The 25873-nt window shown below is 52.6% G+C and carries 23 protein-coding genes; 14 read left to right on the forward strand and 9 right to left on the reverse strand.

Annotated elements, in window-relative coordinates; all coding sequences use genetic code 11:
* Positions 1-20: 20 nt before the first annotated feature.
* Positions 21-1613 (reverse strand): ABC-F family ATPase, encoded by a 1593-nt coding sequence (locus tag HVZ52_RS15240; protein WP_016156073.1) that lies wholly within the window; start codon positions 1611-1613, stop codon positions 21-23.
* Positions 1614-1845: 232 nt separating this feature from the next.
* Here HVZ52_RS15240 and ldtB point away from each other — a divergent pair, with 232 nt between their 5' ends.
* Positions 1846-2766, forward strand: a complete 921-nt coding sequence (ldtB, locus tag HVZ52_RS15245; protein WP_003035268.1) for a L,D-transpeptidase — start codon at positions 1846-1848, stop codon at positions 2764-2766.
* 80 nt (positions 2767-2846) lie between these two features.
* Here the strand turns inward: ldtB and HVZ52_RS15250 are convergent, their stop codons facing one another.
* Both HVZ52_RS15250 and mntR read right to left on the reverse strand, forming a co-directional pair.
* Positions 2847-3956 (reverse strand): anion transporter, encoded by a 1110-nt coding sequence (locus HVZ52_RS15250; protein ID WP_181598422.1) that lies wholly within the window; start codon positions 3954-3956, stop codon positions 2847-2849.
* Positions 3953-4426: a manganese-binding transcriptional regulator MntR gene (gene mntR, locus HVZ52_RS15255; protein ID WP_003831586.1), complete on the reverse strand. Its 474-nt coding sequence runs from the start codon at positions 4424-4426 to the stop codon at positions 3953-3955. Before mntR ends, HVZ52_RS15250 begins: the two co-directional genes overlap by 4 nt.
* A 186-nt stretch (positions 4427-4612) precedes the next feature.
* On the opposite strand from mntR, the gene mntS reads away from it, so the two are divergent.
* Complete coding sequence (mntS, locus tag HVZ52_RS15260; protein ID WP_016152374.1) at positions 4613-4741, forward strand: manganase accumulation protein MntS; 129 nt, start codon at positions 4613-4615, stop codon at positions 4739-4741.
* Positions 4742-5017: 276 nt separating this feature from the next.
* On the forward strand, positions 5018-6604 hold the full coding sequence (locus HVZ52_RS15265) for a phosphoethanolamine transferase (RefSeq protein ID WP_016156070.1): 1587 nt from the start codon (positions 5018-5020) through the stop codon (positions 6602-6604).
* A gap of 63 nt (positions 6605-6667) precedes the next feature.
* Here HVZ52_RS15265 and ompX read toward each other — a convergent pair whose 3' ends face one another.
* Entirely contained in the window at positions 6668-7183 is a 516-nt protein-coding gene (gene ompX, locus HVZ52_RS15270; RefSeq protein ID WP_016152372.1) for an outer membrane protein OmpX, read from the reverse strand.
* 411 nt (positions 7184-7594) lie between these two features.
* On the opposite strand from ompX, the gene rhtA reads away from it, so the two are divergent.
* The 6 genes from rhtA (at position 7595) to ybiO (ending at position 14243) form a co-directional block, all read left to right on the forward strand.
* Positions 7595-8482, forward strand: a complete 888-nt coding sequence (rhtA, locus tag HVZ52_RS15275; protein ID WP_016156069.1) for a threonine/homoserine exporter RhtA — start codon at positions 7595-7597, stop codon at positions 8480-8482.
* Positions 8483-8785: 303 nt separating this feature from the next.
* Entirely contained in the window at positions 8786-9289 is a 504-nt protein-coding gene (gene dps / locus HVZ52_RS15280; RefSeq protein WP_006685362.1) for a DNA starvation/stationary phase protection protein Dps, read from the forward strand.
* A 365-nt stretch (positions 9290-9654) separates the two neighbouring features.
* Complete coding sequence (gene glnH, locus HVZ52_RS15285) at positions 9655-10401, forward strand: glutamine ABC transporter substrate-binding protein GlnH (RefSeq protein WP_016152370.1); 747 nt, start codon at positions 9655-9657, stop codon at positions 10399-10401.
* A gap of 107 nt (positions 10402-10508) precedes the next feature.
* Positions 10509-11168: a glutamine ABC transporter permease GlnP gene (gene glnP, locus HVZ52_RS15290; protein WP_003035248.1), complete on the forward strand. Its 660-nt coding sequence runs from the start codon at positions 10509-10511 to the stop codon at positions 11166-11168.
* The gene (gene glnQ / locus HVZ52_RS15295) at positions 11165-11887 is read left to right on the forward strand and encodes a glutamine ABC transporter ATP-binding protein GlnQ (RefSeq protein WP_003035246.1); all 723 of its coding nucleotides are present in this window, start codon (positions 11165-11167) and stop codon (positions 11885-11887) included. Before glnP ends, glnQ begins: the two co-directional genes overlap by 4 nt.
* A 118-nt stretch (positions 11888-12005) precedes the next feature.
* Complete coding sequence (gene ybiO / locus HVZ52_RS15300) at positions 12006-14243, forward strand: mechanosensitive channel protein (RefSeq protein ID WP_049043042.1); 2238 nt, start codon at positions 12006-12008, stop codon at positions 14241-14243.
* On the opposite strand, the gene rlmF is transcribed toward ybiO, so the two are convergent.
* Positions 14240-15166 carry a 23S rRNA (adenine(1618)-N(6))-methyltransferase RlmF gene (rlmF, locus tag HVZ52_RS15305; RefSeq protein ID WP_047359435.1) on the reverse strand — a complete coding sequence of 309 codons (927 nt, stop codon included), beginning with the start codon at positions 15164-15166 and terminating at the stop codon, positions 14240-14242. The two genes, ybiO and rlmF, sit on opposite strands and share 4 nt — an antisense overlap.
* 210 nt (positions 15167-15376) lie before the next feature.
* On the opposite strand from rlmF, the gene mcbA reads away from it, so the two are divergent.
* From mcbA to ybiJ, 5 genes are all read left to right on the forward strand, one after another.
* Positions 15377-15637 carry a DUF1471 family periplasmic protein McbA gene (gene mcbA, locus HVZ52_RS15310; RefSeq protein WP_181598423.1) on the forward strand — a complete coding sequence of 87 codons (261 nt, stop codon included), beginning with the start codon at positions 15377-15379 and terminating at the stop codon, positions 15635-15637.
* Positions 15638-15931: 294 nt separating this feature from the next.
* Positions 15932-18217, forward strand: coding sequence for a catecholate siderophore receptor Fiu (locus HVZ52_RS15315; RefSeq protein ID WP_181598424.1), 2286 nt, complete (start codon positions 15932-15934; stop codon positions 18215-18217).
* A 43-nt stretch (positions 18218-18260) separates the two neighbouring features.
* On the forward strand, positions 18261-18938 hold the full coding sequence (gene ybiX / locus HVZ52_RS15320) for a PKHD-type hydroxylase YbiX (protein ID WP_101699859.1): 678 nt from the start codon (positions 18261-18263) through the stop codon (positions 18936-18938).
* Between the two features lie 75 nt (positions 18939-19013).
* Positions 19014-19280, forward strand: a complete 267-nt coding sequence (locus HVZ52_RS15325; protein ID WP_003035233.1) for a DksA/TraR family C4-type zinc finger protein — start codon at positions 19014-19016, stop codon at positions 19278-19280.
* 300 nt (positions 19281-19580) lie between these two features.
* Positions 19581-19841: a DUF1471 family protein YbiJ gene (gene ybiJ, locus HVZ52_RS15330; RefSeq protein WP_016152363.1), complete on the forward strand. Its 261-nt coding sequence runs from the start codon at positions 19581-19583 to the stop codon at positions 19839-19841.
* A gap of 98 nt (positions 19842-19939) precedes the next feature.
* Here ybiJ and HVZ52_RS15335 read toward each other — a convergent pair whose 3' ends face one another.
* The 4 genes from HVZ52_RS15335 to rhlE form a co-directional block, all read right to left on the reverse strand.
* On the reverse strand, positions 19940-21025 hold the full coding sequence (locus tag HVZ52_RS15335) for a malate/lactate/ureidoglycolate dehydrogenase (protein WP_016152362.1): 1086 nt from the start codon (positions 21023-21025) through the stop codon (positions 19940-19942).
* A gap of 161 nt (positions 21026-21186) precedes the next feature.
* Positions 21187-22155: a DNA-binding protein YbiB gene (gene ybiB / locus HVZ52_RS15340; RefSeq protein WP_181598425.1), complete on the reverse strand. Its 969-nt coding sequence runs from the start codon at positions 22153-22155 to the stop codon at positions 21187-21189.
* A 29-nt stretch (positions 22156-22184) separates the two neighbouring features.
* The gene (gene dinG, locus HVZ52_RS15345) at positions 22185-24335 is read right to left on the reverse strand and encodes an ATP-dependent DNA helicase DinG (protein WP_046274637.1); all 2151 of its coding nucleotides are present in this window, start codon (positions 24333-24335) and stop codon (positions 22185-22187) included.
* A 96-nt stretch (positions 24336-24431) separates the two neighbouring features.
* Positions 24432-25775, reverse strand: coding sequence for an ATP-dependent RNA helicase RhlE (gene rhlE, locus HVZ52_RS15350; protein WP_047415258.1), 1344 nt, complete (start codon positions 25773-25775; stop codon positions 24432-24434).
* Between the last annotated feature and the right edge of the window lie 98 nt (positions 25776-25873).

Raw genomic sequence — 25873 nt, forward strand, 5'->3', positions numbered from 1 at the left:
CACGAAAGACGACGGGAAAATTATTCGACGCCCTTGCTACGCAGGTAATCTTCGTAGTTACCGGTGAAGTCGATTACGCGTTCCGGCGTAATTTCAATCACGCGGGTTGCCAACGAACTGACGAACTCACGGTCGTGAGAAACGAAGATCAGCGTGCCCTGGTACATTTCCAGCGCCATATTCAGCGACTCGATAGATTCCATATCCAGGTGGTTGGTCGGTTCATCCATTACCAGAATATTCGGTTTCTGCATCATCAGCTTACCGAACAGCATGCGTCCTTTTTCACCACCGGACAGCACTTTAGCAGGTTTCTTGATATCGTCCTGGCTGAACAGCAAGCGACCAAGGAAGCTACGTACTACCTGCTCATCATCGCCTTCCTGTTTCCACTGACTCATCCACTCGAAGACCGTCAGATCGTTTTCGAATTCGTACTCGTGATCCTGCGCGTAGTAACCAACCTGGGCGTTTTCAGACCATTTCACGGTACCGTTATCCGGCTGTAATTCGCCGACCAGCGTTTTCAGCATGGTTGATTTACCCACGCCGTTGGCACCCAGAATGGCAATTTTCTCACCGACTTCCAGCAGCAGGTTAAAGTTTTTAAACAACGGACCTTCATCAAAACCTTTCGTCAGCGCTTCCACTTCCAGCGCGTTTCGGAACAGTTTCTTATCCTGTTCGAAGCGGATGAACGGGTTCTGACGGCTGGACGCCTTCACTTCGTCAAGCTTGATCTTATCAATCTGACGCGCACGAGAAGTCGCCTGACGAGATTTAGATGCGTTGGCGCTAAAGCGGCTGACGAAGGATTGCAGATCGGCAATCTGCGCTTTTTTCTTGGCGTTATCAGCCAGCAGACGTTCACGCGCCTGGGTTGCCGCCGTCATATATTCGTCGTAGTTACCCGGATAAACACGCAGTTCGCCGTAGTCCAGATCCGCCATGTGCGTACAGACCATGTTCAGGAAGTGACGGTCGTGCGAAATGATGATCATGGTGCTGTCACGCTCGTTCAGCGTCTGCTCCAGCCAGCGGATGGTGTCGATATCCAGGTTGTTCGTTGGTTCGTCGAGCAGCAGAATGTCCGGGTTAGAGAACAGCGCCTGTGCCAGAAGCACACGCAGCTTCCAGCCGGGGGCGACTTCGCTCATCGGGCCATAATGCTGTTCTACCGGAATACCTACGCCCAGCAGCAATTCACCCGCACGCGCTTCCGCAGAGTAGCCGTCCATTTCGCCATACTGAACTTCAAGGTCAGCAACTTTATAGCCGTCTTCTTCGCTCATTTCGGCCAGGGCGTAAATGCGATCGCGCTCCTGCTTTACTTCCCACAGTTCACCGTGACCCATGATCACGGTGTCAAGCACGGTGAACTCTTCAAAGGCGAACTGATCCTGACGCAGCTTACCAATACGCTCGTTCGGATCGAGGGAAACGTTGCCCAGCGTCGGTTCGAGGTCGCCGCCGAGAATTTTCATAAAAGTGGATTTACCGCTACCGTTCGCGCCAATCAGGCCGTAACGGTTGCCGCCGCCAAATTTGACGGAAATATTTTCAAACAGCGGCTTACTGCCGAACTGCATGGTGACGTTGCTGGAAACTAACACTGGCGTATCCTGAAAGAGAAAGAAATATGTGACGAACCGCTTATTATGCCATAAGTCTGCAATAAGATCGCGCCTTGATGCTGAAGGGATAAAGTGAAAGCAAAAGGAAAAAAATGTGATTTAGTACACATCCGAATTCCTTGTTGCTCAGATTGCACATATAATGCGTGCCCAACACTACATAAATCTCAACCCACTAGCCTGCCTGGCACTGAATCTCGCATACATGAACATGAATATGAAATTAACAACGCTTTTCGCGGCGGCACTCGCAATAGTTGGTTTTTGTAACACCGCTTCTGCCGTCACGTACCCGCTGCCTACCGATGGCAGCCGTTTGATCGGCCAAAACCAGGTCATCACTATTCCTGAAGGCAACACCCAACCGCTGGAGTATTTTGCGGCGGAATATCAGATGGGTCTGTCTAATATGCTGGAAGCCAACCCGGGCGTGGATACCTTCCTGCCGAAGGGCGGCACCGTCCTGAACATACCTCAGCAATTGATCCTGCCGGATACCGTGCATGAAGGTATTGTTATTAACAGCGCTGAAATGCGTCTGTACTACTACCCGAAAGGCACCAACACCGTTATTGTTCTGCCGATCGGTATTGGTCAGTTGGGCAAAGACACGCCAATCAACTGGACCACCAAAGTAGAACGTAAAAAAGCGGGCCCAACCTGGACGCCAACGGCAAAAATGCATGCGGAATACCGCGCTGCGGGCGAACCGCTGCCAGCTGTTGTTCCGGCAGGTCCGGATAACCCGATGGGCCTGTACGCGCTGTATATCGGTCGCCTGTACGCCATCCACGGCACCAATGCTAACTTCGGCGTCGGCTTACGCGTCAGCCACGGTTGCGTGCGTCTGCGTAACGACGACATCAAATTCCTGTTTGAAAATGTGCCGGTCGGCACCCGCGTACAGTTTATCGATGAGCCGGTAAAAGCCACGACTGAACCAGACGGCAGCCGTTACATCGAGGTACACAACCCACTGTCTACCACTGAAGCACAGTTCGAAGGCGGGGAAATCGTACCGATTACGCTGAACAAGAGCATTACCAGCATCACCGGTCAGTCTGACGTCGATCAGGCCGTCGTTGAGCAGGCGGTACAGAACCGTTCAGGTATGCCGGTTCGTCTGAACTAAGCATCAAAACTGTCCCTTCGCCTTATCGGGCCTACTTAACCTGTAGGCCCGATAAGCGCCAGCCCCATCGGGCACAATCCTCACATCACCTGCAATAAACCATACCCTACCAGCGCCGCCCATATCAGCATCGGCACCGAATACCAATGAAAACGCCACCAGATCCGTCGATCGTTTGCCATCCGTAAAGCAATAAGATTCGCCAGCGATCCCGGCAACAACCCAAAACCGCCCACATTGACCGCCCAGGCCAGCAGCAGCGTTGGCGGGACGTAGTTCAGCAGCAAAATCGTGCTGGGAACATTACTGATAAACTGCGACAGGCCAATGGCCGTCAACCAAAGCCCCGGCGCTGAAAGCGTGCCAATCTGGTGGGTAATATCCTGCAAGGCCGGGAGTTGCGTCAGCAAGTGCACATCAATGAACATCGCCATAAACACCAACAGCAGCGTCCAATCCACGCTGAGGATCACGCGGCGAGCCAGCACCATGAATCCTGCCGCGACGATCGCCAGGCCCCACAGCTCTTGTTTTAACTCCAGTGCCGCCAGGAAAATGATATACAGCCCCAGACAGCTCCACACCAGGCGCGGTTGCCAGTCAGGCGCGCGCGTACCGGTATGATAATGCAAAGCTTTATACGGGAAACTGAACCAGCACAACACCACCAGCGTCAGCATCATGGCCCCCGCAAGCGGTGCCATCTGCCAGGTAAACGCGGTAAACGATAAGCCGGAGCGTCCCCACATCAGAATGTTTTGCGGATTACCTATTGGCGTGAGCAACGATCCGGCGTTTACCGCCAGCGCCTCAAAGATAATCAGGCGATTTACAGGAATGGCGCACAATTTTTTCAGGGTGATCGTCAGCGGAACAACAATAAACAGCGCAACATCGTTGGTCAGAAACGTCGACAGCAGCGCCGCCGCCAGCACCATAAATATCGCCAATTGACGTTCGGTGTTGAAGCGGCGGGTCATCTTGCGCCCTAACACATCGAAGTAACCGCTTAGCTCCACGCCTTTGGTCAGTAACATCAGGCCGCTAAGTGTAATAATCGTGTGCCAGTCTATCGCCCCCGGCCACGACCTTGGCGTAAACGGTACGAACAGACTCAGTACAACCCCGACGATGATTAACAGCTGAAAAAAGCGATCGCGCTGTAAGGCGCGTAGTAAAGGAAAACTCATTCAGAGCCTGTGCCTTGCTGTTGCGTAAACCGGCTAAAAGCCTCCAGCGTTTCCTTACTGACGTGATGCTCCATTCCCTCCGCGTCGCGACGGGCAATTTCCGGGCTGATACCTAACATCAGCAGGAAATTCTCCACAATCTGGTGACGCTCCCGACTCTCCTGAGCCAGTCGCTCACCCTCTGCGGTTAAAAACACGCCCCGCCATGGGATCATTTCAATCAACCCAACTGAAGCAAGACGCTTAAGCATTTTAGCAACCGTCGGCTGGGAAACCCCAAGCCGTGCTGCCATATCTACCTGGCGCGCTTCACCCACCTCAATAATGAGATCGGAAATCAGCTCTACGTAGTCATCAATCAGCTCACGGCGATGTGCCTCCCGGACCTGACGAAATCCTTCAACGTGTTCTTCGACATTCACCAATTGCGTCACTTTTTTTGTTGTTGGCATACCTGCGCGACGACTCATTCTGCTTCCTCGTTACTGTGACGCGTTAACGGCATCTGATTAGAGAACGCTCATTGTAAACCAGAGTTGCGTGGGCACAAAAAATTAACGTTTTAGCAATAGCTATATAATATAGCCTGTGCTATATCTGTATATAATAAAGACATCCCTCAAGGACTGATGGGATCGTGAAGTCAGGAGGTTTATATGAATGAATTTAAGAGGTGTATACGCGTGTTTAGCCACTCTCCCTTTAAAGTACGGTTAATGCTGATCTCTATGCTGTGCGACATGATTAACAGCAAACCAGAGCAGGATAAACCTGCAGATAAATAATGCGGCGTCGCGGCACGCCGCTTTATTTTCCTGCCGTAACTCGGATACGGTGATCGTTTTCGTGCCAATAACCCTTCTTTTTGTCAGTTTTGCCACGCCCCTCGCAAAACAATTTCTTAGTAGTAGTTGACCTTCTCTTGCACACACTCTATCTTTTCGCAGCCCTGCATATATTGCGGCTCGCGGATGCGGACCCTATCCCCCTTCTCGCTCTCTCAGGCAGGCAATGACCCTTAGCGCCAGGGTAAGCACATGGCGTTTTTGTAACAGTGGCATATGAATTTAACCCTCAAAGATTCAATCATTGCTCGTAGCCGGGCGATTAGTCCGTGGACTGGCCTCTATTTCTTACAGTCTCTGCTGATCAACCTTGCGCTGGGCTATCCGCTTAGCCTGCTCTATAGCGTTGCTTTCACCTGTATATTGATGCTGCTGTGGCGCAGCGCGCCGCGTGCGCAGAAAGTGCTGATTGGCATTTGCTCGCTGGTAGCGGCAATGTACTTCCCGTTTGGCCAGGCTTACGGTTCGCCGAACTTCAATACCTTGCTGGCGCTGCACTCAACCAATATGGAAGAGTCTACTGAAATCCTGACCATCTTCCCCTGGTACAGTTATCTGGTTGGGGTGTTTATTTTCGCCCTCGGTGTTATCGCCGTACGCCGTAAAAAAGAGGTGCAGCAGCGTAGCTGGAATAAGTTCGACAGCATTTGTTTGCTGTTCAGCGTTGTCGCGTTTTTTGTTACCCCGGTGCAAAACCTGGCCTGGGGCGGCGTGTTCAAGCTGAAAGACACCGGCTATCCGGTTTTCCGCTTTGCCAAGGACGTTATCGTTAATAACAACGAAGTGCTCGACGAACAAGAGCGTATGGCGAAGCTGGCGAGCGTGAAAGACAGCTGGACGGTAACCGCCGTGAAGCCGAAGTATCATACCTACGTGGTGGTCATCGGCGAAAGCGCCCGCCGCGATGCGTTAGGTGCTTTTGGCGGTCACTGGGATAACACCCCGTTTGCCAGTTCCGTTAACGGCTACATCTTCGCGGATTACATCGCGGCAAGCGGTTCGACACAAAAATCACTCGGCCTGACGCTAAATCGGGTGGTCGACAATAAACCCCAGTTCCAGGATAACTTTGTCACTCTGGCCAACCGCGCGGGATTCCAGACGTGGTGGTTCTCCAATCAGGGACAGATTGGTGAATACGATACGGCCATCGCCAGCATTGCGAAGCGAGCTGATGAAGTTCAGTTCCTCAAAAGCGGTGATTTCGAAGCGGATAAAAATACCCGTGACGAAGCGTTGTTGAAGATGACCGCCCAGGTGCTGGCAACCGAGCGCACTCAGCCACAGCTTATCGTGCTGCATTTAATGGGCTCGCATCCGCAGGCCTGCGACCGTACGCAGGGTAAATACGAGACTTTCGTCCAGTCGAAAGAGACATCTTGCTATCTGTACACCATGACGCAGACGGATGACCTGCTGCGCCAGCTTTACGATCAGTTACGTAACAGCGGTAACAGCTTCTCGATGGTCTATTTCTCCGATCATGGCCTCGCGTTTAAAGAGCGGGGGAAAGAGGTGCAGTACCTGGCGCATGACGATCAATTCCAGCAGAATTTCCAGGTACCATTTATGGTGCTGTCGAGCGATGATAAAGCGCACCGGGTGATTAAAGCCCGTCGCTCCGCCAATGATTTCCTCAGCTTTTTCTCGCAGTGGACGGGGATAAGCGCGAAGGAAATCACCAACAGCTATCGCTTTATTTCAGAGAAAAAGGCTGGCCCGGTGTACATCACCAACTTCAAATTGCAGAAGGTGGACTACAACCATCTGGGTACCGACATCTTTGAGACCAAATCTCGTTAATCTCTGAGTTGCGCACAAAAAAAATCCGCCCCGAGAGGCGGATTTTTTGTATCACCGAAGTGATTAGAAGCGGTAACCCACGCCAGCGATCCAGGTGCCAACGTCAACGCTACGAATACGGCTCTGCTCGTAGGAGAAGTCCAGAGCAACGTTTTCGATCGGGTTGAACTGCAGACCAGCACCGTAAGAGAAACCGTAGTCACTGGTGGTGTGGTTATCAGCCGGGGATGCAGCGTTCTGGAATTTACCGTAGCCAACACCCACTACACCGTAGATGCTTGCCCAGTCGTTCAGACGGTAAGCCGGGCCAGCAGTGATGCCGTAGTACTGGGTTTTGTTGTAGTCGCCAGACGCATCGGTACGATCTTTTTCAGTGTAAGTGAAGGAACCGATAACACCCAGCGGGTTGCTGTCCTGCTCGTAGCGATACTTCAGGTTAAAACCGTTCATTTTGTTCGCTGCGCCCTGAGCATCGCTCTGAGCGTAACCACCGGTAACGGTAGAAGTCGCAGCTACAGCAGTACCTGCGGAGAAAGCCAGAACAGCGGCCAGTGCTGAAAGACATGCAATTTTTTTCATAACCACCTCAAATGTGCTTCAAGTAAATCCTAAGTTTTAAATATACCAAAAATTGATGGGAAACTCTTTGCGATTCGCGATGTCTAACGGGGTCTTTCATGTAACAGAACGTTTCAGAAACCCGCTATCTCTTTCAATTAACATCACTTTTCTAACCTAAAATGCCATTATTGCGCGCACAATATGGCACATTCATCCAGAATATTCCTAATCACACAGATTATTAATCCATCACTTTCATGCCATTGTACGGAACTGAGCAATTTTTTTTTCAACGAATACTCAACCAGCGGTGCGTATTTCCATTACACTCGCTGTTTTACTTTTCTATACATCACGTCATCCGTGTCGTAGCAAATTTGCAACGTCGCGCAGATGAAGGCGTGTACTTATCATTTGACAGGAGAAAGGATGCCGGGGTCGTCACGTAAAGCGCCAGTCTGGTTGCCTATTTTGGTTTTGCTTATTGCTATGTCCTCCATTCAAAGCGGAGCATCTCTGGCAAAATCGCTATTCCCACTCGTCGGTGCGCCGGGCGTTACCGCATTGCGCCTTGCGCTGGGCACCCTCATCCTTATTGCCTTCTTTAAACCCTGGCGTTTGCGATTCGCCAAAGAACAACGCCTGCCACTGCTGTTTTATGGTCTGTCTCTGGGCGGGATGAACTATCTCTTCTACCTGTCAATCCAGACCGTCCCGCTGGGAATTGCCGTAGCGCTGGAATTCACCGGCCCGCTCGCGGTAGCGCTGTTTTCATCCCGACGTCCGGTGGATTTCATTTGGGTTGCACTGGCTGTACTCGGGCTTTGGTTCCTGCTGCCGTTAGGTCAGGACGTTTCTCACGTGGATTTAACCGGCGCTGCACTGGCGCTGGGCGCTGGCGCCTGCTGGGCAATCTATATTCTTACCGGGCAGCGTGCCGGCGCGGAACATGGTCCGGCGACCGTCGCGGTAGGGTCATTAATTGCGGCGCTGATTTTTGTACCCATCGGCGCGCTCCAGGCCGGGGATGCCTTGTGGCACTGGTCCATTCTACCGTTAGGCCTGGCCATTGCGGTCCTCTCCACTGCGCTTCCCTACTCGCTGGAGATGATTGCGTTGACGCGGCTGCCAACACGCACTTTTGGTACTCTGATGAGTATGGAACCCGCACTGGCTGCGGTTTCAGGAATGATTTTCCTCGGTGAAACGCTGACGCTTGTCCAGACGCTCGCTCTGGGCGCCATTATTGTCGCATCAATGGGTTCGACGCTCACTATTCGCAAAGAACCACAAATTAAGCAAGTTGACGTGAATTAACCACTTAATATTCTGCATGGTTTGCATAATCATGCAGAATATCCAATTGTAAATCTGCGTGATAATTATTCTAATAAATATAATTTTCTCATCTGCATATTTCTTGAAATTTTTACATTAACATAAAAATAACACACCTCCATTAATAAACATCATATCTATATGATTTTATTAGTTATTTCATATCTACCCCTCTCTTTGCTATTAAAGTGATAGGTAACACCAGAAAAATAAATCCAAAATTCACGCTATACTTATTCCCGTTGAAGAGCTGGGACATAATTATCAAGAGGATATGAAAATATGAGTACCGCAAAACTGGTAAAAACAAAAGCATCTGCCCTCCTTTATACCCGCAACGATGTAACAGATAGCGAAAAGAAAGCGACCGTAGAGCTGCTGAATCAGCAAGTGATCCAGTTCATCGACCTGTCTTTGATCACCAAACAGGCTCACTGGAACATGCGCGGCGCGAACTTCATTGCTGTGCATGAAATGCTCGATGGCTTCCGTACTGCCCTGACCGACCACCTCGATACCATGGCTGAGCGCGCCGTACAGTTAGGCGGTGTGGCATTGGGTACCACCCAGGTTATTAACAGCAAAACGCCTCTGAAAAGCTATCCGCTGGATATCCATAGCGTACAGGACCACTTAAAAGAGCTGGCCGATCGTTATGCCGTCGTCGCTAACAGCGTCCGTAAAGCCATTAGCGAAGCAAAAGACGAAGATACAGCAGATATCTTCACCGCCGCTTCACGCGACCTCGACAAATTCCTGTGGTTTATCGAAGCCAACATTGAATAACAGCAGACATAAGAATTACCTATATAACCCTCGCCCTGGCGGGGGTTTTGCACATCTATGGTGCATGACATTGATCGTTCGTCACTCCAAAGTAAATTATTTGTAATAATCACTTCACACAATCGTTAACGAAAGATTGTTTTATCAACAATTTTTACGCTAAATAGTCATACCGTTTGCACTGTGTCAGGTACGCACCAAATGAGTGCCCCAAAACAGTGCAGATTACCCACTTTGCCCTACTTATTGTGCAGAGAAACGAGACACCCTCTTGTTAAAACAATGAGTTGCAAAACTGGCACGATTTTTTCATTAAGTCATATGTTCTCGCAGGGGATCGCCCCGTGGATAAAAAAGGAAATCCTATGAAGTCTGTATTAAAAGTCTCACTGGCTGCACTTACCCTGGCTTTTGCGGTGTCCTCCCATGCCGCAGATAAGAAACTGGTTGTCGCAACCGACACCGCATTTGTACCGTTCGAATTCAAACAGGGTGACAAATACGTTGGTTTTGATGTGGATCTGTGGGCTGCCGTGGCCAAAGAACTGAAGCTGGATTATGAACTGAAACCAATGGATTTCAGCGGCATCATCCCGGCTCTGCAAACCAAGAATATCGACCTGGCGCTGGCGGGTATCACCATCACTGATGAGCGTAAAAAAGCGATCGACTTCTCTGACGGCTACTACAAAAGCGGTCTGTTAGTGATGGTCAAAGCGAATAATAACGACGTGAAAAGCGTGAAAGATCTGGATGGTAAAGTCGTCGCAGTGAAGAGCGGCACGGGTTCCGTTGATTACGCGAAAGCTAACATCAAAACCAAAGATCTGCGTCAGTTCCCGAATATCGATAACGCATATATGGAACTGGGCACCAACCGCGCAGACGCCGTGCTGCACGACACGCCAAACATTCTTTACTTCATCAAAACCGCTGGCAACGGTCAGTTCAAAGCTGTAGGCGAATCCCTGGAAGCCCAGCAGTACGGTATCGCCTTCCCGAAAGGCAGCGATGAACTGCGTGAGAAAGTGAACGGCGCGCTGAAAACGCTGAAAGAGAACGGCACATACAACGAAATCTACAAAAAATGGTTCGGTACCGAACCTAAATAACAAGAACGTTCTGTAACGCCCGGTAGCGCCAGCGCCGCCGGGCCTGCAATTTTGAGTCATCGCGTTATGGCTCATTACTTTTCTCACCACGGTAACAGGAACGAAATATGCAGTTTGACTGGAGTGCCATCTGGCCCGCCATCCCGCTTTTGATTGAAGGCGCCAAAATGACCCTGTGGATCTCGGTCCTCGGTCTGGCAGGCGGTCTGATAATCGGGCTTGCAGCAGGGTTTGCGCGTACTTTCGGCGGTTGGATAGCCAACCACGTAGCGCTGGTGTTTATCGAAGTCATTCGCGGTACGCCAATCGTTGTGCAGGTGATGTTTATTTACTTTGCCCTGCCAATGGCATTTAACGATTTACGCATTGATCCCTTTAGCGCCGCCGTTGTCACCATCATGATCAACTCCGGTGCCTATATTGCGGAAATCACCCGCGGCGCGGTGCTCTCAATCCATAAAGGATTCAGCGAAGCCGGACTGGCGCTTGGGCTTTCACGTACAGAGACTATCCGCCACGTTATTTTACCTCTCGCGCTGCGTCGTATGCTGCCACCGCTGGGCAACCAGTGGATCATCAGCATTAAAGATACCTCGCTGTTTATTGTCATTGGCGTCGCTGAACTGACCCGTCAGGGCCAGGAAATCATTGCCGGTAACTTCCGCGCACTGGAAATCTGGAGCGCCGTTGCGGTGTTCTATCTGATCATTACGCTGGTGCTGAGCTTCATTCTGCGTCGTCTGGAAAGAAGGATGAAAATCCTGTGATTGAATTTAAAAACGTTTCTAAGCACTTTGGCCCAACCCAGGTGCTGCACAATATTGACCTGAACATTCAGCAGGGCGAAGTGGTGGTAATTATCGGGCCATCCGGGTCCGGCAAATCAACCCTGCTGCGCTGCATTAACAAACTGGAAGAGATAACCTCTGGCGATCTGATCGTCGACGGTCTGAAGGTAAACGATCCAAAGGTAGACGAGCGGTTAATCCGCCAGGAAGCCGGGATGGTGTTTCAGCAGTTCTACCTGTTCCCGCATCTGACGGCGCTGGAAAACGTCATGTTCGGACCGCAGCGCGTACGCGGGGCGAATAAAGAACAGGCCGAGAAACTGGCTAAAGAGCTGCTGGCGAAAGTAGGTCTGGCCGAGCGTGCGCATCACTACCCTTCTGAACTGTCTGGCGGTCAACAGCAGCGTGTGGCGATCGCCCGTGCGCTGGCGGTGAAGCCTAAAATGATGCTGTTTGATGAGCCAACCTCAGCGCTGGACCCGGAACTGCGCCACGAAGTTCTGAAAGTTATGCAGGATCTGGCGGAGGAAGGGATGACCATGGTCATTGTGACCCACGAAATCGGCTTTGCCGAAAAAGTGGCTTCACGCCTGATTTTCATCGATAAGGGACGTATTGCCGAAGACGGTAATCCGCAGGCCCTGATTGAAAATCCGCCCAGCCAACGTTTACAGGAATTCTTGCAGCACGTTTCCTGATAGCTCTCCCTCCCTTCGCCTGAAGGGAGGTTTTTCACCAGAATCCTCTCATTTCATTTCTCCCCCGCCCTGACATCTATACTTATCCTTTTGAATTTATTTTCTCATGGGAGGAGTCATGCGCTGGATCCTGTTCATCTTTGTTTGTCTGGTGAGTCTCCCGACTCAGGCGGTGACGATACCTGGCGTCACTACGCCAACGTCAACCAACGCGCAAACCGCGCCGGCGAAAGAGCCGGATGTTGAACAGAAGAAAGCGGCCTACGGCGCACTGGCTGATGTGCTGGAAAATGACGCCTCGCGCCAGGAACTGATCGGTCAGTTACGCAAAGTGGCGACAGCGCCCCCTGCCGAGCCGGTGCCAACCATTGTTCCGCCCACGTTAACGGAAGAAAAAACGGTGCTGGAAAACGTCACGGATGTCACCCGCCACTACGGTGAGGCGCTCTCCAGCCGCTTTGCTCAGCTTTACCGCAATATTACCGATGCACCACACAAAACCTTTAACCCGCAAACATTCACCAATGCCCTGACCCATTTTTTAATGCTGGCGGCGTCAGTGTTCGGTTTTTTCTGGCTGCTTCGCCTGTGCGCGCTGCCGCTGTATCGCAAAATGGGGCAATGGGCACGACGGAAAAACCGCGAACGCAGCAACTGGCTCCAGCTTCCGGCGATGATCATCGGCGCATTCATTATCGATTTGCTTCTGTTGGCGCTGACTTTGTTTGTCGGGCAGATACTGAGCGACAGAATGAACGCCGGTAGCCGCACTATCGCCTTTCAGCAAAGTCTGTTTCTCAATGCCTTTGCGTTGATTGAGTTCTTCAAAGCCATTCTGCGCCTGATATTTTGCCCAACGGTGGCCGAACTGCGCCCGTTTAACATTCAGGATGCCGGTGCGCGCTACTGGAATCGCCGTTTAAGTTCATTGAGCAGCCTGATTGGATACGGACTTATCGTTGCCGTTCCCATTATCTCGAATCAGGTCAACGTGCAGGTCGGCGCGATGGCCAACGTCATCATCATGCTGTGTATCACGCTATGGGCGCTGTACCTGATTTTCAGAAACAAGAAAGAGATAACGCAGCATTTGCTGAATCTGGCGGAAAGATCGTTAGCGTTTTTCAGCCTGTTTATCCGCGCCTTTGCACTGGTATGGCATTGGCTGGCCAGCGCCTACTTCATTGTGCTGTTTTTCTTCTCGCTGTTTGATCCTGGCAACAGCCTGAAATTCATGATGGGCGCTACGCTGCGCAGCCTGGTGATCATTGGGATCGCCGCTTTTGTTTCCGGTATGCTTTCCCGCTGGATAGCCAAGACCATTACCCTTTCTCCACACACCCAGCGCAGCTATCCGGAATTACAAAAACGGTTGAATGGCTGGCTGTCGACGGCGTTAAGCGTGGCCAGGATCCTGACGGTGTGCGTCGCGGTAATGCTGTTACTGAATGCCTGGGGATTATTCGACTTCTGGAACTGGCTGCATTACGGCGCAGGAGAAAAAACGGTGGACATCCTGATCCGTATCGCGCTGATTTTATTCTTCTCCGCCATCGGCTGGACGATCCTTGCCAGCCTGATTGAAAATCGTCTGGCTTCCGATATTCACGGCCGCCCGCTCCCCAGCGCTCGTACCCGCACCCTGCTGACGCTGTTTCGCAACGCGCTGGCGGTGATCATCAGCACGATCACCATCATGATTGTGCTATCCGAAATTGGCGTCAATATCGCACCCTTACTGGCCGGGGCCGGGGCGCTGGGGCTGGCTATCTCTTTCGGCTCGCAAACGCTGGTAAAAGATATTATTACCGGGATCTTTATTCAGTTCGAAAATGGTATGAACACCGGCGACCTGGTGACCATCGGTCCACTCACCGGTACGGTTGAACGGATGTCCATCCGCTCTGTGGGCGTCCGTCAGGACACCGGGGCGTACCATATCATTCCCTGGTCATCGATAACGACCTTCGCCAACTTTGTGCGCGGGATTGGATCGGTCGTCGCCAATTACGACGTAGACCGCCATGAGGATGCGGATAAAGCGAATCAGGCGTTGAAAGACGCTGTGGCTGCAGTGATGGAACAGGACGATATTCGCGGGCTGATTATTGGCGAGCCGTCGTTTGCCGGGATTGTGGGGTTAACCAATACGGCCTTCACGCTACGGGTCTCATTTACCACATTACCGCTGAAACAGTGGACGGTACGTTTCGCGCTCGACAGCCAGGTGAAGAAATACTTCGATCTGGCCAACGTACGCGCGCCGGTACAGACCTATCAGGTCTTGCCTGCACCGGTGAATGGCCCTGCGTCGGCAGCAAGCGAACCGCTGCCGCCAACCGAGCCAACGCTTTAGCGTTTACGCGCCATAAAACGGCGACGCTGATCGTTATCCATAAAGGTCCAGGCAATAAAGCGACTCTGCTTTTGCCCCTGGGCCATCTCTTTCTTAACCACTTTCACCGCACCCGCATCCGTTAACGCGTGGTACAGCGGAGGCAAATTCTCACCGCGCGAAACCAGCGTGGTGAACCACATCACCTGACGGCCAAAGGCCTGGCTTTCGGCGATCATTTTTTTGATGAATGCCACTTCACCGCCTTCACACCACAGCTCCTGCTGCTGCCCGCCAAAGTTCAGCGCATCATCTTTATCCTGCCCCAGATTACGACGTTTGCGCTCGCTTCCGGCGCGGGCTGAAGCCGCAGAATCATGGAACGGCGGGTTACACAATGTGGCTTCATATTGCTCATTCTTGTGAATGATACCGTTGAAGATTGCCGTAGCATCTTTCTGGCGACGCAGACGAATAGCACGAGTTAACCCCGGATTGGCATTTACGATCGCCTGAGCGCTGTTAAACGCTTCGCTACTGGTCTCACTACCGGTGAATCGCCAGCCGTATTCATGCACGCCGATCAGCGGATAAATACAGTTTGCCCCAACTCCCACGTCCAGCACGCTCGCATTTGCCGGAATGGTTCCGCTGGTTTCACCTAACAGGTCGGCCAGATGGTGAATGTAGTCAGCGCGACCAGGAACCGGCGGGCACAGAAAACCGTCTGGAATATCCCAGTTTTTCACCGCATAAAAATGCGCCAGCAGTGCTTTATTGAGCGCCTTCACTGCCTGCGGATTCGCGAAATCAACACTCTGCTCGCCGCCAGGCGTGAGGGTGAGAAATTGCGTCAACTCGGGTGTAACCTGGCATAAAGTCGCAAGATCATAACGGCCATTGTGGCGGTTGCGTGGGTGTAATCCCGGTTTCTGGGGGGGCATAGCATTCTCCTTTTAACAGCGGCGTAAGATACCCGCATAACGCCACGCGGTAAACACACAGCAAGGAAATTTGCTTTTTTTATACCTATTTGATGGCTTGCTGATTGTTCAAAAAACAGACAGCTCATCACCAGTTTTTTGCGGTAAATGTCATCCGCTGACGGCCTAAACTTATCAGGCACGACCTGTTATTTCTCAGAGGATATCACCATGAAGAAATGCCTCACATTCCTTGCCGCTACCGTACTGACCGGCATGACATTTGCGTCCTTTGCTGCACAGCCCTACACCAGCCCTCAAACCGGCCAGCTACAAGCTTCCGGCACTGTTTTCGCTAGCGGAGCCTCTAACCTGAGCGATCTCGAAGACAAGCTGGCAGAGAAAGCGGAAGAGCAAGGCGCAAAAGGCTTTGTCGTCAATTCTGCGGGCGGTAAAAACCAGATGTACGGCAGCGCAACTATCTATAAGTAGTCCCTCACCTTAGCCCAACTGCATTCACCCCGAATGCAGTTTGCTACCTTACTGTTCACGTCGTTCACCGCTCAAATTGTAATCATCGTGTAGCAATTTTGAGTCCAATGTAAATAAATGTATTTATTTTTGAATTAATGAATGCTAAAACGTCGCACTGATTAGTAATGCTTATCAAAATCATTATCAATTACACATTCACTCCCGCGAGGCCTGCAGGGTATAACATCCACAGAGATGTCCCTTCGCGCGAGTGAAACCGTCTACTCAAAAAATAATAAGTCACTCACTAACATGGATAAAAATCGCAATTTGCCTGCCAGTAGTTTTCATTCACTGACTTTTTTTGCCGGTCTGTGTATTGGCCTGTCTCCGGTAGCTCAGGCTGTCGCCGCGGGCGATCAAGATAAAAAACAAGAAGATACGCTGGTTGTTGAAGCGGCCAAACCTTCTCTATACGCCCCAACGCAGTCTGCCGACCCTAAGTTCTCCCGCCCGGTAGCGGATACAACCCGCACCATGACAGTGATTTCTGAGCAGGTGATTAAGGATCAAGGTGCAACCAATCTGACCGATGCGCTGAAAAACGTACCGGGTGTTGGCGCGTTTTTCGCCGGTGAGAACGGTAACTCCACTACCGGTGACGCGGTGTACATGCGTGGTGCGGATACCTCGAACAGTATTTATATCGACGGTATCCGAGATATTGGCAGCGTTACGCGCGACACTTTCAATACCGAACAGGTTGAAGTGATCAAAGGCCCCTCCGGCACCGACTATGGCCGTAGCGCGCCAACGGGCTCCATCAATATGATCAGCAAACAGCCGCGCACCGACTCAGGGATCGATGCCTCAGCCAGCGTCGGTAGCGCCTGGTTCCGCCGTGGTACGCTGGACATTAACCAGGTCATCGGTGAGACCACCGCTGCACGGTTAAACCTGATGGGTGAAAAAACGCATGATGCCGGTCGCGATAACGTTAAGAATGAACGTTATGGTGTGGCCCCCTCTCTCGCCTTTGGCTTAGGCACTGAGAACCGACTGTATCTGAACTATCTGCATGTCACCCAGCACAACACCCCGGATGGCGGTGTCCCCACCATCGGTCTGCCGGGATATTCCGCACCTTCCGCGGGGACTGCTGCACTGAATCAGTCAGGAAAAGTGGATACGCATAACTTCTACGGTACCAACTCGGATTACGACGATTCAACGACTGATACCGCAACGATGCGTTTTGAACATGACCTGAACGACAGCACCACTATTCGCAACACCACCCGCTGGTCACGCATTAAGCAGGATTATCTGATGACGGCGGTGATGGGCGGCGCGACTAACATCACTCAACCCACCAGCAGCGTCGACACCTGGACCTGGTCACGCCTGGCAAATACCAAAGATGTCAGCAATAAGATCCTGACCAACCAGACCAACCTAACCTCAAAATTTTACACCGGATCCATCAGTCACGACATCAGCACCGGCGTGGAGCTAACGCGCGAAACGCAAACCAACTATGGTGTAAACCCGATCACCCCGCCGCCGGTAAATATCTATCATCCCGACAGCAATGTGAATATCGGCGGATTGTCTCGTAACGGCGCTAATGCTAACGGGCAAACCGATACCTTCGGTGTATACGCCTTTGATACGCTACAGATTACCCGTGAGTTTGAACTAAACGGTGGTATTCGCCTCGACAATTACCGCACGGAATATGACAGCGCCACCGCTTGCGGCGCTTCTGGTCGCGGCGCGGTCGCGTGTCCGACAGGCGTGGCGAAAGGTTCTCCGGTCACCACCGTGGATACTGCCAAATCAGGCAATCTGGTGAACTGGAAAGCGGGCGCACTGTATCACCTGACCGATAACGGTAACGTTTACATTAACTACGCTGTTTCTCAGCAACCGCCAGGCGGCAGCAACTTTGCCCTCGCTCAGGGCGGAAGCGGTAACAGTGCGAACCGTACCGATTTCAAACCACAGAAAGCAAAAACCAGCGAGATCGGCACCAAATGGGAGGTGCTGGATAAGCGCCTGCTGTTAACTGCCGCGATTTTCCGTACGGATATTGAGAACGAAGTTGAGCAGAACGACGACGGCACATATTCCCAGTACGGGGAGAAGCGCGTTGAAGGTTACGAACTCTCGGTAGCAGGGAACATCACTCCCGCATGGCAGGTTATTGGGGGTTACACCCAGCAGCGCGCGACGATCCACAGCGGCAAAAACGTTGCTCAGGATGGTTCTTCATCCCTGCCGTATACGCCAGAACATGCGTTCACGCTGTGGAACCAGTATCAGGCTACCGATGATATCTCTGTTGGCGCAGGCGCTCGCTACGTGGGCAGTATGCATCGCGGTTCCGACGGGGCCGTGGGTACGCCATCCTACACCGAAGGTTACTGGGTCGCCGACGCGAAACTGGGTTATCGCGTGAATCGCAATCTCGATTTCCAGTTGAACGTCTATAACCTGTTCGACACCGATTATGTATCCTCCATTAACAAGAGCGGATACCGTTACCATCCGGGTGAGCCAAGAACCTTCCTGCTCACGGCAAATATGCATTTCTGATCTTTTACGTGGGGCGTAAGCCCCACTTTCAGGAGAAACACTGATGATGTATCACATTCCCGGCATTCTGTCGGCGCAGGATGTCGCCTGGTTTCGCGAACAACTGGACGCTGCCGACTGGGTTGATGGACGCGCAACCACCGGCGCTCAGGGTGCGCAGGTTAAAAACAACCAGCAGGTGGATACGCAAAGTGAGCGTTACGGCGTTTTACAACAGGCGGTACAAAACGCGGTGAACAACAGCGCGTTATTCTTCACCGCTGCATTACCGAAAACGCTCTCCACACCGCTGTTCAATCGCTACCAGGACAACGAGACCTACGGTTTTCACGTTGACGGCGCGGTGCGTAGTCATCCGGAAAACGGCTGGATGCGCACAGATCTTTCCGCCACCTTATTCCTGAGTAATCCCGACGATTATGAGGGAGGAGAGCTGCTGGTCAATGACACCTACGGCCAGCATGCGGTAAAACTTCCGGCAGGCGATCTGGTACTTTATCCTTCCAGCAGCCTGCACTGCGTTACGCCAGTGACCCGTGGTGTTCGGGTGGCGTCCTTTATGTGGATCCAGTCGATGATCCGGGACGATAAAAATCGCGCCATGCTTTTTGAACTGGATAAAAACATCCAGTCCCTGAAGACACGTCATGGGGAGAGTAGCGAGATCCTGTCGCTTCTCAATCTCTACCATAACCTGCTGCGCGAATGGTCTGAAATCTGATACCGCTGACGCGTGGTCGTTTTTCAGCCATCACATTCGCTATACTTATTCTGTAGACATCAGCAGGAGGTAGGTATGGCATCCGGATGGGCAAATGACGACGCTGTTAACGAACAGATCAACAATACTATTGAAGATGCTGTTGCCCGCGCCCGCGGTGAGTTACCGACGGGGGAAAGTCTGTATGAATGCGAAGAATGTGGTAATCCAATCCCTCAGGCCAGACGGGAGGCCGTGCCCGGCGTGCGCTTGTGCATCACATGCCAGCAGGATAAAGATTCACATAGCGCTGCATTTTCAGGATATAATCGCAGAGGTTCGAAAGACAGCCAGCTACGTTGACTTATCTTTACCGAAAGTTTCAGCGCATACGATTTCCTTTACGAGCACGCTTTTTTGCACTCTGTGTAGCAAAATGTGCCGTTGTCGGTTTCTCTGTAAAGCGCAATGACAAGAACTGTAAATCCCTCTTTCGAATTTATTAATATTCAATAAGTTATTTGTCATTCAATTTTTTTGATTGATGTCGTCAATTCTATTCGATTTTATCTCGCATAAAAAAACGTGATACTTCTCACATCGACGAAACAACGTCTTCTTAAAGAACACTGACTAACAGAACAAACCTGCGAGAAATTAATCATGAAAAATATCAAATTTGCTGTTGCCGCCATCGCTCTGTCTACCCTGTCATTTGGCGTTTTCGCTGCCGAGCCAGTTTCCTCTACTCAGGCGCAAAACATGAACAAAATTGGTGTGGTATCTGCTGACGGCGCCACCACGCTGGACGGCCTGGAAGCAAAACTGGCTGAAAAAGCGACGGCTGCTGGCGCAACGGGTTACAGCATCACTTCCGCTATCGGCAAAGACAAAATGAGCGGCACCGCGGTTATCTATAAATAACCGAAAGATTACCTGTACGACCCAATGCTCCAACCCTCATTGACCCTGTTTGTTACCCTTTGTTTGCCCGTCCGCCACTGGACGGGCTTTTTTTTTGCTTAGTGTTCCAGTCGTTGACGGAATTCCTGCAACACGGCGTCTGGCATCCCTATTTGCAACGCCGCCTCGCAAATCGCCTGCCAGCTTCCGGCATCCAGCGGAATACCTTGCTCCAGCCGTTCTTCACGAGTATTCACCTCCCACTCCCCTGGCAACAGGATCGGGGCATCTTCAGCATGGGGGGACGCTTTCACCCACTTAGCAAATGCCGCGACCTGGTTGTCGCAGTCCGGCGCGCCAAACAGTTCCGGATTCATAATGATGGTCGTCATACAGTTAATGATGGCATCCGCGCTGGTCTGCAGGCTCTCTTCATGTGTGGTTTTACCACCAGAAAGCGCTCCCCCCATAATTTCGCACATTGCCGCCAGCGCATAACCTTTGTGTTGGGCGAAGGTCAGCAACGACCCCAGCGGAGAGACCTGCATTACGGCAGGATCGGTTGTGGGTACCCCATTAGCATCAATCAGGCATCCCGGAGCCACCGGCTCACCCTTGTGCCATGCCACGCGGGTTTTGCCAAACGCGATGGCGCTGGTTGCATAGTCCAGCAACAACGGGAACGTATTTTTACGTGGGAACACCACACAGAAGGGGTTGGTGCCAAATCGACTATCGCGGCCATGAAACGGTGCGACCATCGGGATCCCTACCACATTCACAAAGTGCACCGAAACAAAACCCGCCGCCGCACATTGCTCCGCCCAGTAGCCAATGCGTCCAATATGGTGCGAATTATGTAATGCCACAGCAGCGATACCGTGCTGGCGCGCTTTTTCGATCCCAAGCGTAATTGCCTCGTGGGCCGCCACCTGACCAAATGCGCAGTCGCCGTCAAGCGTAATCACCGCTCCCGCATCGTTGACCACTTTGGCATGGCGGTTGATCTGCAGGTGTCCCTGCGAAAATGAGCGAATATAGCTTGGGATCATGCCGATACCGTGGGAGTCGTGGCCGGCGAGGTTAGAGGCTATCAGATGATCGGCCACCAGCCGCGCCTCCAGCTCATTGCTTCCCATCTGGTGAAAAACGGCCTGGATAAAGGCGTGCAGCGTTGGCACATGGAAGCGATGTCCACTGTTCATTGTTATCTCCTGTTGTGTCGCGTGTTGATTGTGGTTCTTATTTTTCAACAAACTATGCTGCGCCACAGCGCTCAGGAGGTCAATAAACGTGCAGAAATTTCACGTTGCCGGAAGGCGTGAAGCGACGGGCCAGGCAAATGACCCGTCGAGAGAAAGAAAAATCAGAAGCTTTGCTCGACGCGACCAAGTCCTTCAGCCAGCGTTGCGGATTCACCGGTTGCTACCAGACAGCAGGCCATCTGGATTTTCAGCGATGCCGGAACCGGCTCACTGCCCGCCAGACAACGCTCAATCCAGCGCGCGGTAGTTTCCGGGTCTTTAGCCACCGGCAGTGGGACCGGCTCATCGGGCATCTCGCTCTGCCGGTCCTGTAGCACTCGCACGCCGGACGAATCTATCAGGCTTATCTGCGGGCAGCGCTGCGGGTTGGCGTACACTTCACCCTCGGTACCGTGCATCAACAGGGCACGCCCACCGATATCGCCGAAAAATTTCGCCACGCGCGATACGTATTCCGGGTGGGAAACGCTGGAAAGACGCAGCGCGGCATCTTCGGCAAACGGCGTGGCTAATTTAGCCAGCGTATGCGCACTGTTACGCACGCCCATTCGCCAGCGCATCGCCAGCTGTTTTTCCAGCGGAGGACACAGCGCACTCACCGGGATAAACACCGGCTCATGACCATCCAGCTTTGCCTGCGCCTGCCCGGCATGCTGCGTCGGCGCAATCCCCATCAGTTCGAAAATGGTTTCAGTCAGCACGCGGGTTGGATCCTCGCTGACACCGTGCACCACCACCGGGAAGCCCAGCTTATGCAGTAAAATCGCCAGCAGCGGAGTCAAATTTGCCTGCTTGCGCGCGCCATTGTAGCTGGGAATGACAATCGGCATGGGTTTGGCCACTGGCGGAGTCAGGCGAATGGTGTGGTTCTGCATCGCTTCGTAAAAGCCCAGCATCTCCGCTTCGCCTTCGCCTTTAATGCGCAGCGCAATCAGTACACCGCCCATCTCAAGATCGGGCACCTCGCCGTTCATCATATGGGTATACAGTCCGCGAGCGGTATCCTTATCCAGGTCACGCGCGTGATTTTTTCCTCGCCCAATCTCTTTGATGATTTTGCGGTAATCCATCGATAACTCCTTGCCTGTTGCTCGCATCGTTAACGCCGACGGCGACGCGTGGGTTTCGCTTTTTCTTTTGGTTTTACTATAACGTCTGGCACAGCAGGTTGCTCTATCGGAAATATGGGTAATGCGTTCAGTAAACGCTTGCCATAGCTTTTGGTCAATAAACGCTTGTCATAAATAACCACTTCTCCCCAGCAGCCGTGGCTACGAATGAGTCGCCCAACCTGCTGGATCAGATTGAACGACGCCGCGGGCAAGCTCTGCACCTCAAAGGGGTAGCGGTTCAGGCTTTTCAGCCACTCGCCCTCGGTGATCACCACCGGGCTGTCGATAGGCGGAAAAGCAATTTTGTGAATATGCACCTGGGTCAGCAAGTCGCCTTTCAAATCCAGACCTTCGGCAAAAGATTGCAGCCCAATCAGTACGCTACGCTCGCCGTTGGTCACCCGCTTGCGGTGCAGCTCCACCAGTCGATAGCGCGGCTGGTCGCCCTGTACCAGCAACAGCAGGCGCAGATCGGTAACGTGCTCAAGAAAACGCTGCATTGCCCGACCGCTGGCAAAGAGTACCAGCATGCCCTGATGCTTTTTACTTTCCAGCTGTTCGCGGAAATAGGCAGCCATTTCCGCGATATGCTGCTCTTCGTTATCAATTGACGGTTCGTAGCGCATCTGCGGAATGACGATTTTGCCTTGCTCAACGTGATTAAACGGTGAATCCAGCGCGATAAAGCGGTCCCCTGCTTTTTCTTTCAGCCCGCTCATCTCCTGCAAACGCGAGAAGCTGTTGAGCGAACGCAGCGTGGCGGAGGTCACGATAATATGCGGTACGCTGCGCCACAGCAGTCGTTCAAGCTGATCGCTCACGCGGATCCCCACACAGTGGAACCAGACGTGGATCTGCCCGTCACGCACTTCGCGCGTCGCCCATTTACTCACCGGCGCGCCTGACGACTGCGCGAGCGAAGCCAGCCGCCACAGTTTGCTTTGCGCCTCAAACATGCCCAAAGCCCGATTCATCTGCAAAATAACCCGATGCAGACGCACAATATCGTGGGTGCCGGTTTTTTCGCTGAGATCGTTGAGGAACAGTTCCGCCAGACCGCGCAGCATTTCTGTTAGCTTCGCCAGACGCTGACAAATCTCCATCACTTCCGCAGGCAGTTCGCCCATCGCGAAGCGGTGTTCCGCCTCCTGGGTCGCAGGCATGTACAGATTAAGAATGTTATTGAGCGATGAAATCAGCTCATACAGTTCCTCACAGTGACCGTTCAGACGCTCGGCATTCGCCAGCGGCGGCGTGGTTTTTGGACGAAACTGTTCCAGGCAGGTGGCTACTAATTTGCAAAACAGATCCAACTGCAGCCGATACCAGGGGGCGCTGATTTCTGCGCTCATCTCCAGCGCATCGCGCGCGACGTCCGGCAAATGGTGACCTTCATCAAGGACCAGCAGCAGGTTCTTCGGCTCCGGCAAAACAGCTTCGCTTTCCATGGCCGCCATCACCAGCGCGTGGTTAGCCACCACCACTTCGGCTTCCTGAATCTCACGGCGGGCGACAAAAAAGGGGCATTCACGATAGTAGTGACAGTTACGATTCAAACAGCTGGCTTTATCAGTGCTCAGGCGCTGCCAGAGTCCGTCGTCGATAGCGATATCCGTGTGATCGCGCAGCCCGTCCCACTTGTAGCTGTCGAGATCGCCTTTTAGCCTGGCGCAGCGCTTTTGTTCTTCCTGGTTGTTGGGCGTCAGGTCATCGTCGAGAAAGGCCAACAGATCCTGCTGATTGGGTTCGCTACTGGCCAGCGCCGCTAAATTACGCGGGCAGACATAACGCCCGCGACCAAACGCGGCGGTAAAACGCAGATCGGGGATAATTTTGCGCAGCAGCGGTAAATCTTTGCTGTAGATCTGATCCTGTAAAGCAACGTTGGCGGTACTGACCACCAGCGTTTTTTGTTCTTCACGCGCTATGGCAATACCGGGAATCAGGTACGACAGCGTTTTCCCCACCCCGGTCGGCGCTTCAATTGCCAGATGCCGCCCTTCTTCCCCAGTGAGCGTTTTCGCGACGTCAGCAATCATCTGCCGCTGCGGCGCACGGGGAATAAAGTCGGGGATCTGTTCCTGAAGCGCCTTATACCAGGCGGCAATTTGCGCTTTTAGCGCAGCCGTTAGTGCCATGAGAAAACCTGAAATACTGTATAAACAGCCACTATTGTGGCACTTTCTGATACGTGTCGCAAAAAGAAAAGCCCGACCTTTCGGCCGGGCTCGCAATTACTGCGCTGTAGACGGTTTGCGCGGACGGCGCGGTGGACGAGGCTTATCGCCCGCCGGTTTGCCTTCGCCGCTACGCGGTTTCGCTTTTGGCGCACCGCCATCCTGACGACGCGGCTGCTGACCACGCCCAGCTCCACCCTGACCGCGACCACCGCCGCCACGCTGCTGGCGACCATTCTGGATCGGCTCGGCTTTGATGGACGGGTCCGGCTCGTAGCCTGGCATCGCAATTCGCGGGATCTCTTTTTTCAGCAGCTTCTCGATGTCACGCAGCAGCTTGTGTTCATCGACGCACACCAGAGACAACGCTTCGCCGGTAGCGGCCGCACGACCGGTACGACCAATACGGTGCACGTAATCTTCCGGGACATTTGGCAGCTCGTAGTTCACCACGTGCGGCAGCTCTTCAATATCCAGACCGCGCGCGGCAATATCGGTCGCCACCAGCACACGAATATCACCGGATTTAAAATCAGCCAGCGCACGCGTACGCGCCCCCTGAGATTTATTACCGTGGATCGCCGCGCTGCGAATGCCGTCTTTATTCAGCTGTTCCGCCAGATGGTTTGCACCATGTTTGGTACGGGTAAACACCAGCACCTGCTGCCAGTTGCCCTGACCGATCATCTGCGACAACAGTTCACGTTTACGCTTTTTATCAACGAAATGAACGTGCTGAGTCACCTGCTCTGACGCGGTATTACGGCGCGCCACTTCGATTTCCAGTGGATTGTGCAGCAGCTTTTCGGCCAGCGACTTAATATCATCAGAGAACGTTGCTGAGAACAGCAGGTTCTGGCGTTTTGCCGGCAGTTTCGCCAGAACGCGACGGATATCATGAATAAAGCCCATATCCAGCATGCGGTCAGCTTCATCCAGTACCAGAATCTCAACCTGATCCAGTTTCACCGCATTCTGGTGTTCCAGATCGAGCAAACGACCAGGCGTGGCGATCAGCACATCCACACCGCCGCGCAGCTTCATCATCTGTGGGTTAATGCTCACGCCGCCGAAGACCACCAGCGAGCGAATATTCAGATACTTACTGTAATCACGTACGTTTTCGCCAATCTGGGCCGCCAGTTCGCGAGTTGGCGTGAGGATCAGCGCACGCACCGGACGACGGCTTTTGCCATGCGGCTGATGGGTAATCAGGTGCTGCAACAGCGGCAGGGTAAAACCTGCCGTTTTCCCCGTACCGGTCTGGGCGCTAGCCATCAGATCGCGGCCTTCCAGCACGGCAGGGATCGCCTGCTGCTGAATAGGGGTAGGTTCACGGTAACCCTGCTCGGCAACGGCACGTAAAATATCAGGGTTTAAACCAAGGGAATCAAAAGACATAACAACTCCGAACCACCCTGACCGTTACCGGTGTCGTTTTCAGGGAGATACATATAATAAAGATGACAAAAACCACAATGTCATGAAGGGGCGGAGTG

Source organism: Citrobacter sp. RHB36-C18, assembly GCF_013814485.1.
Classification (GTDB): Bacteria; Pseudomonadota; Gammaproteobacteria; order Enterobacterales; family Enterobacteriaceae; genus Citrobacter; species Citrobacter braakii.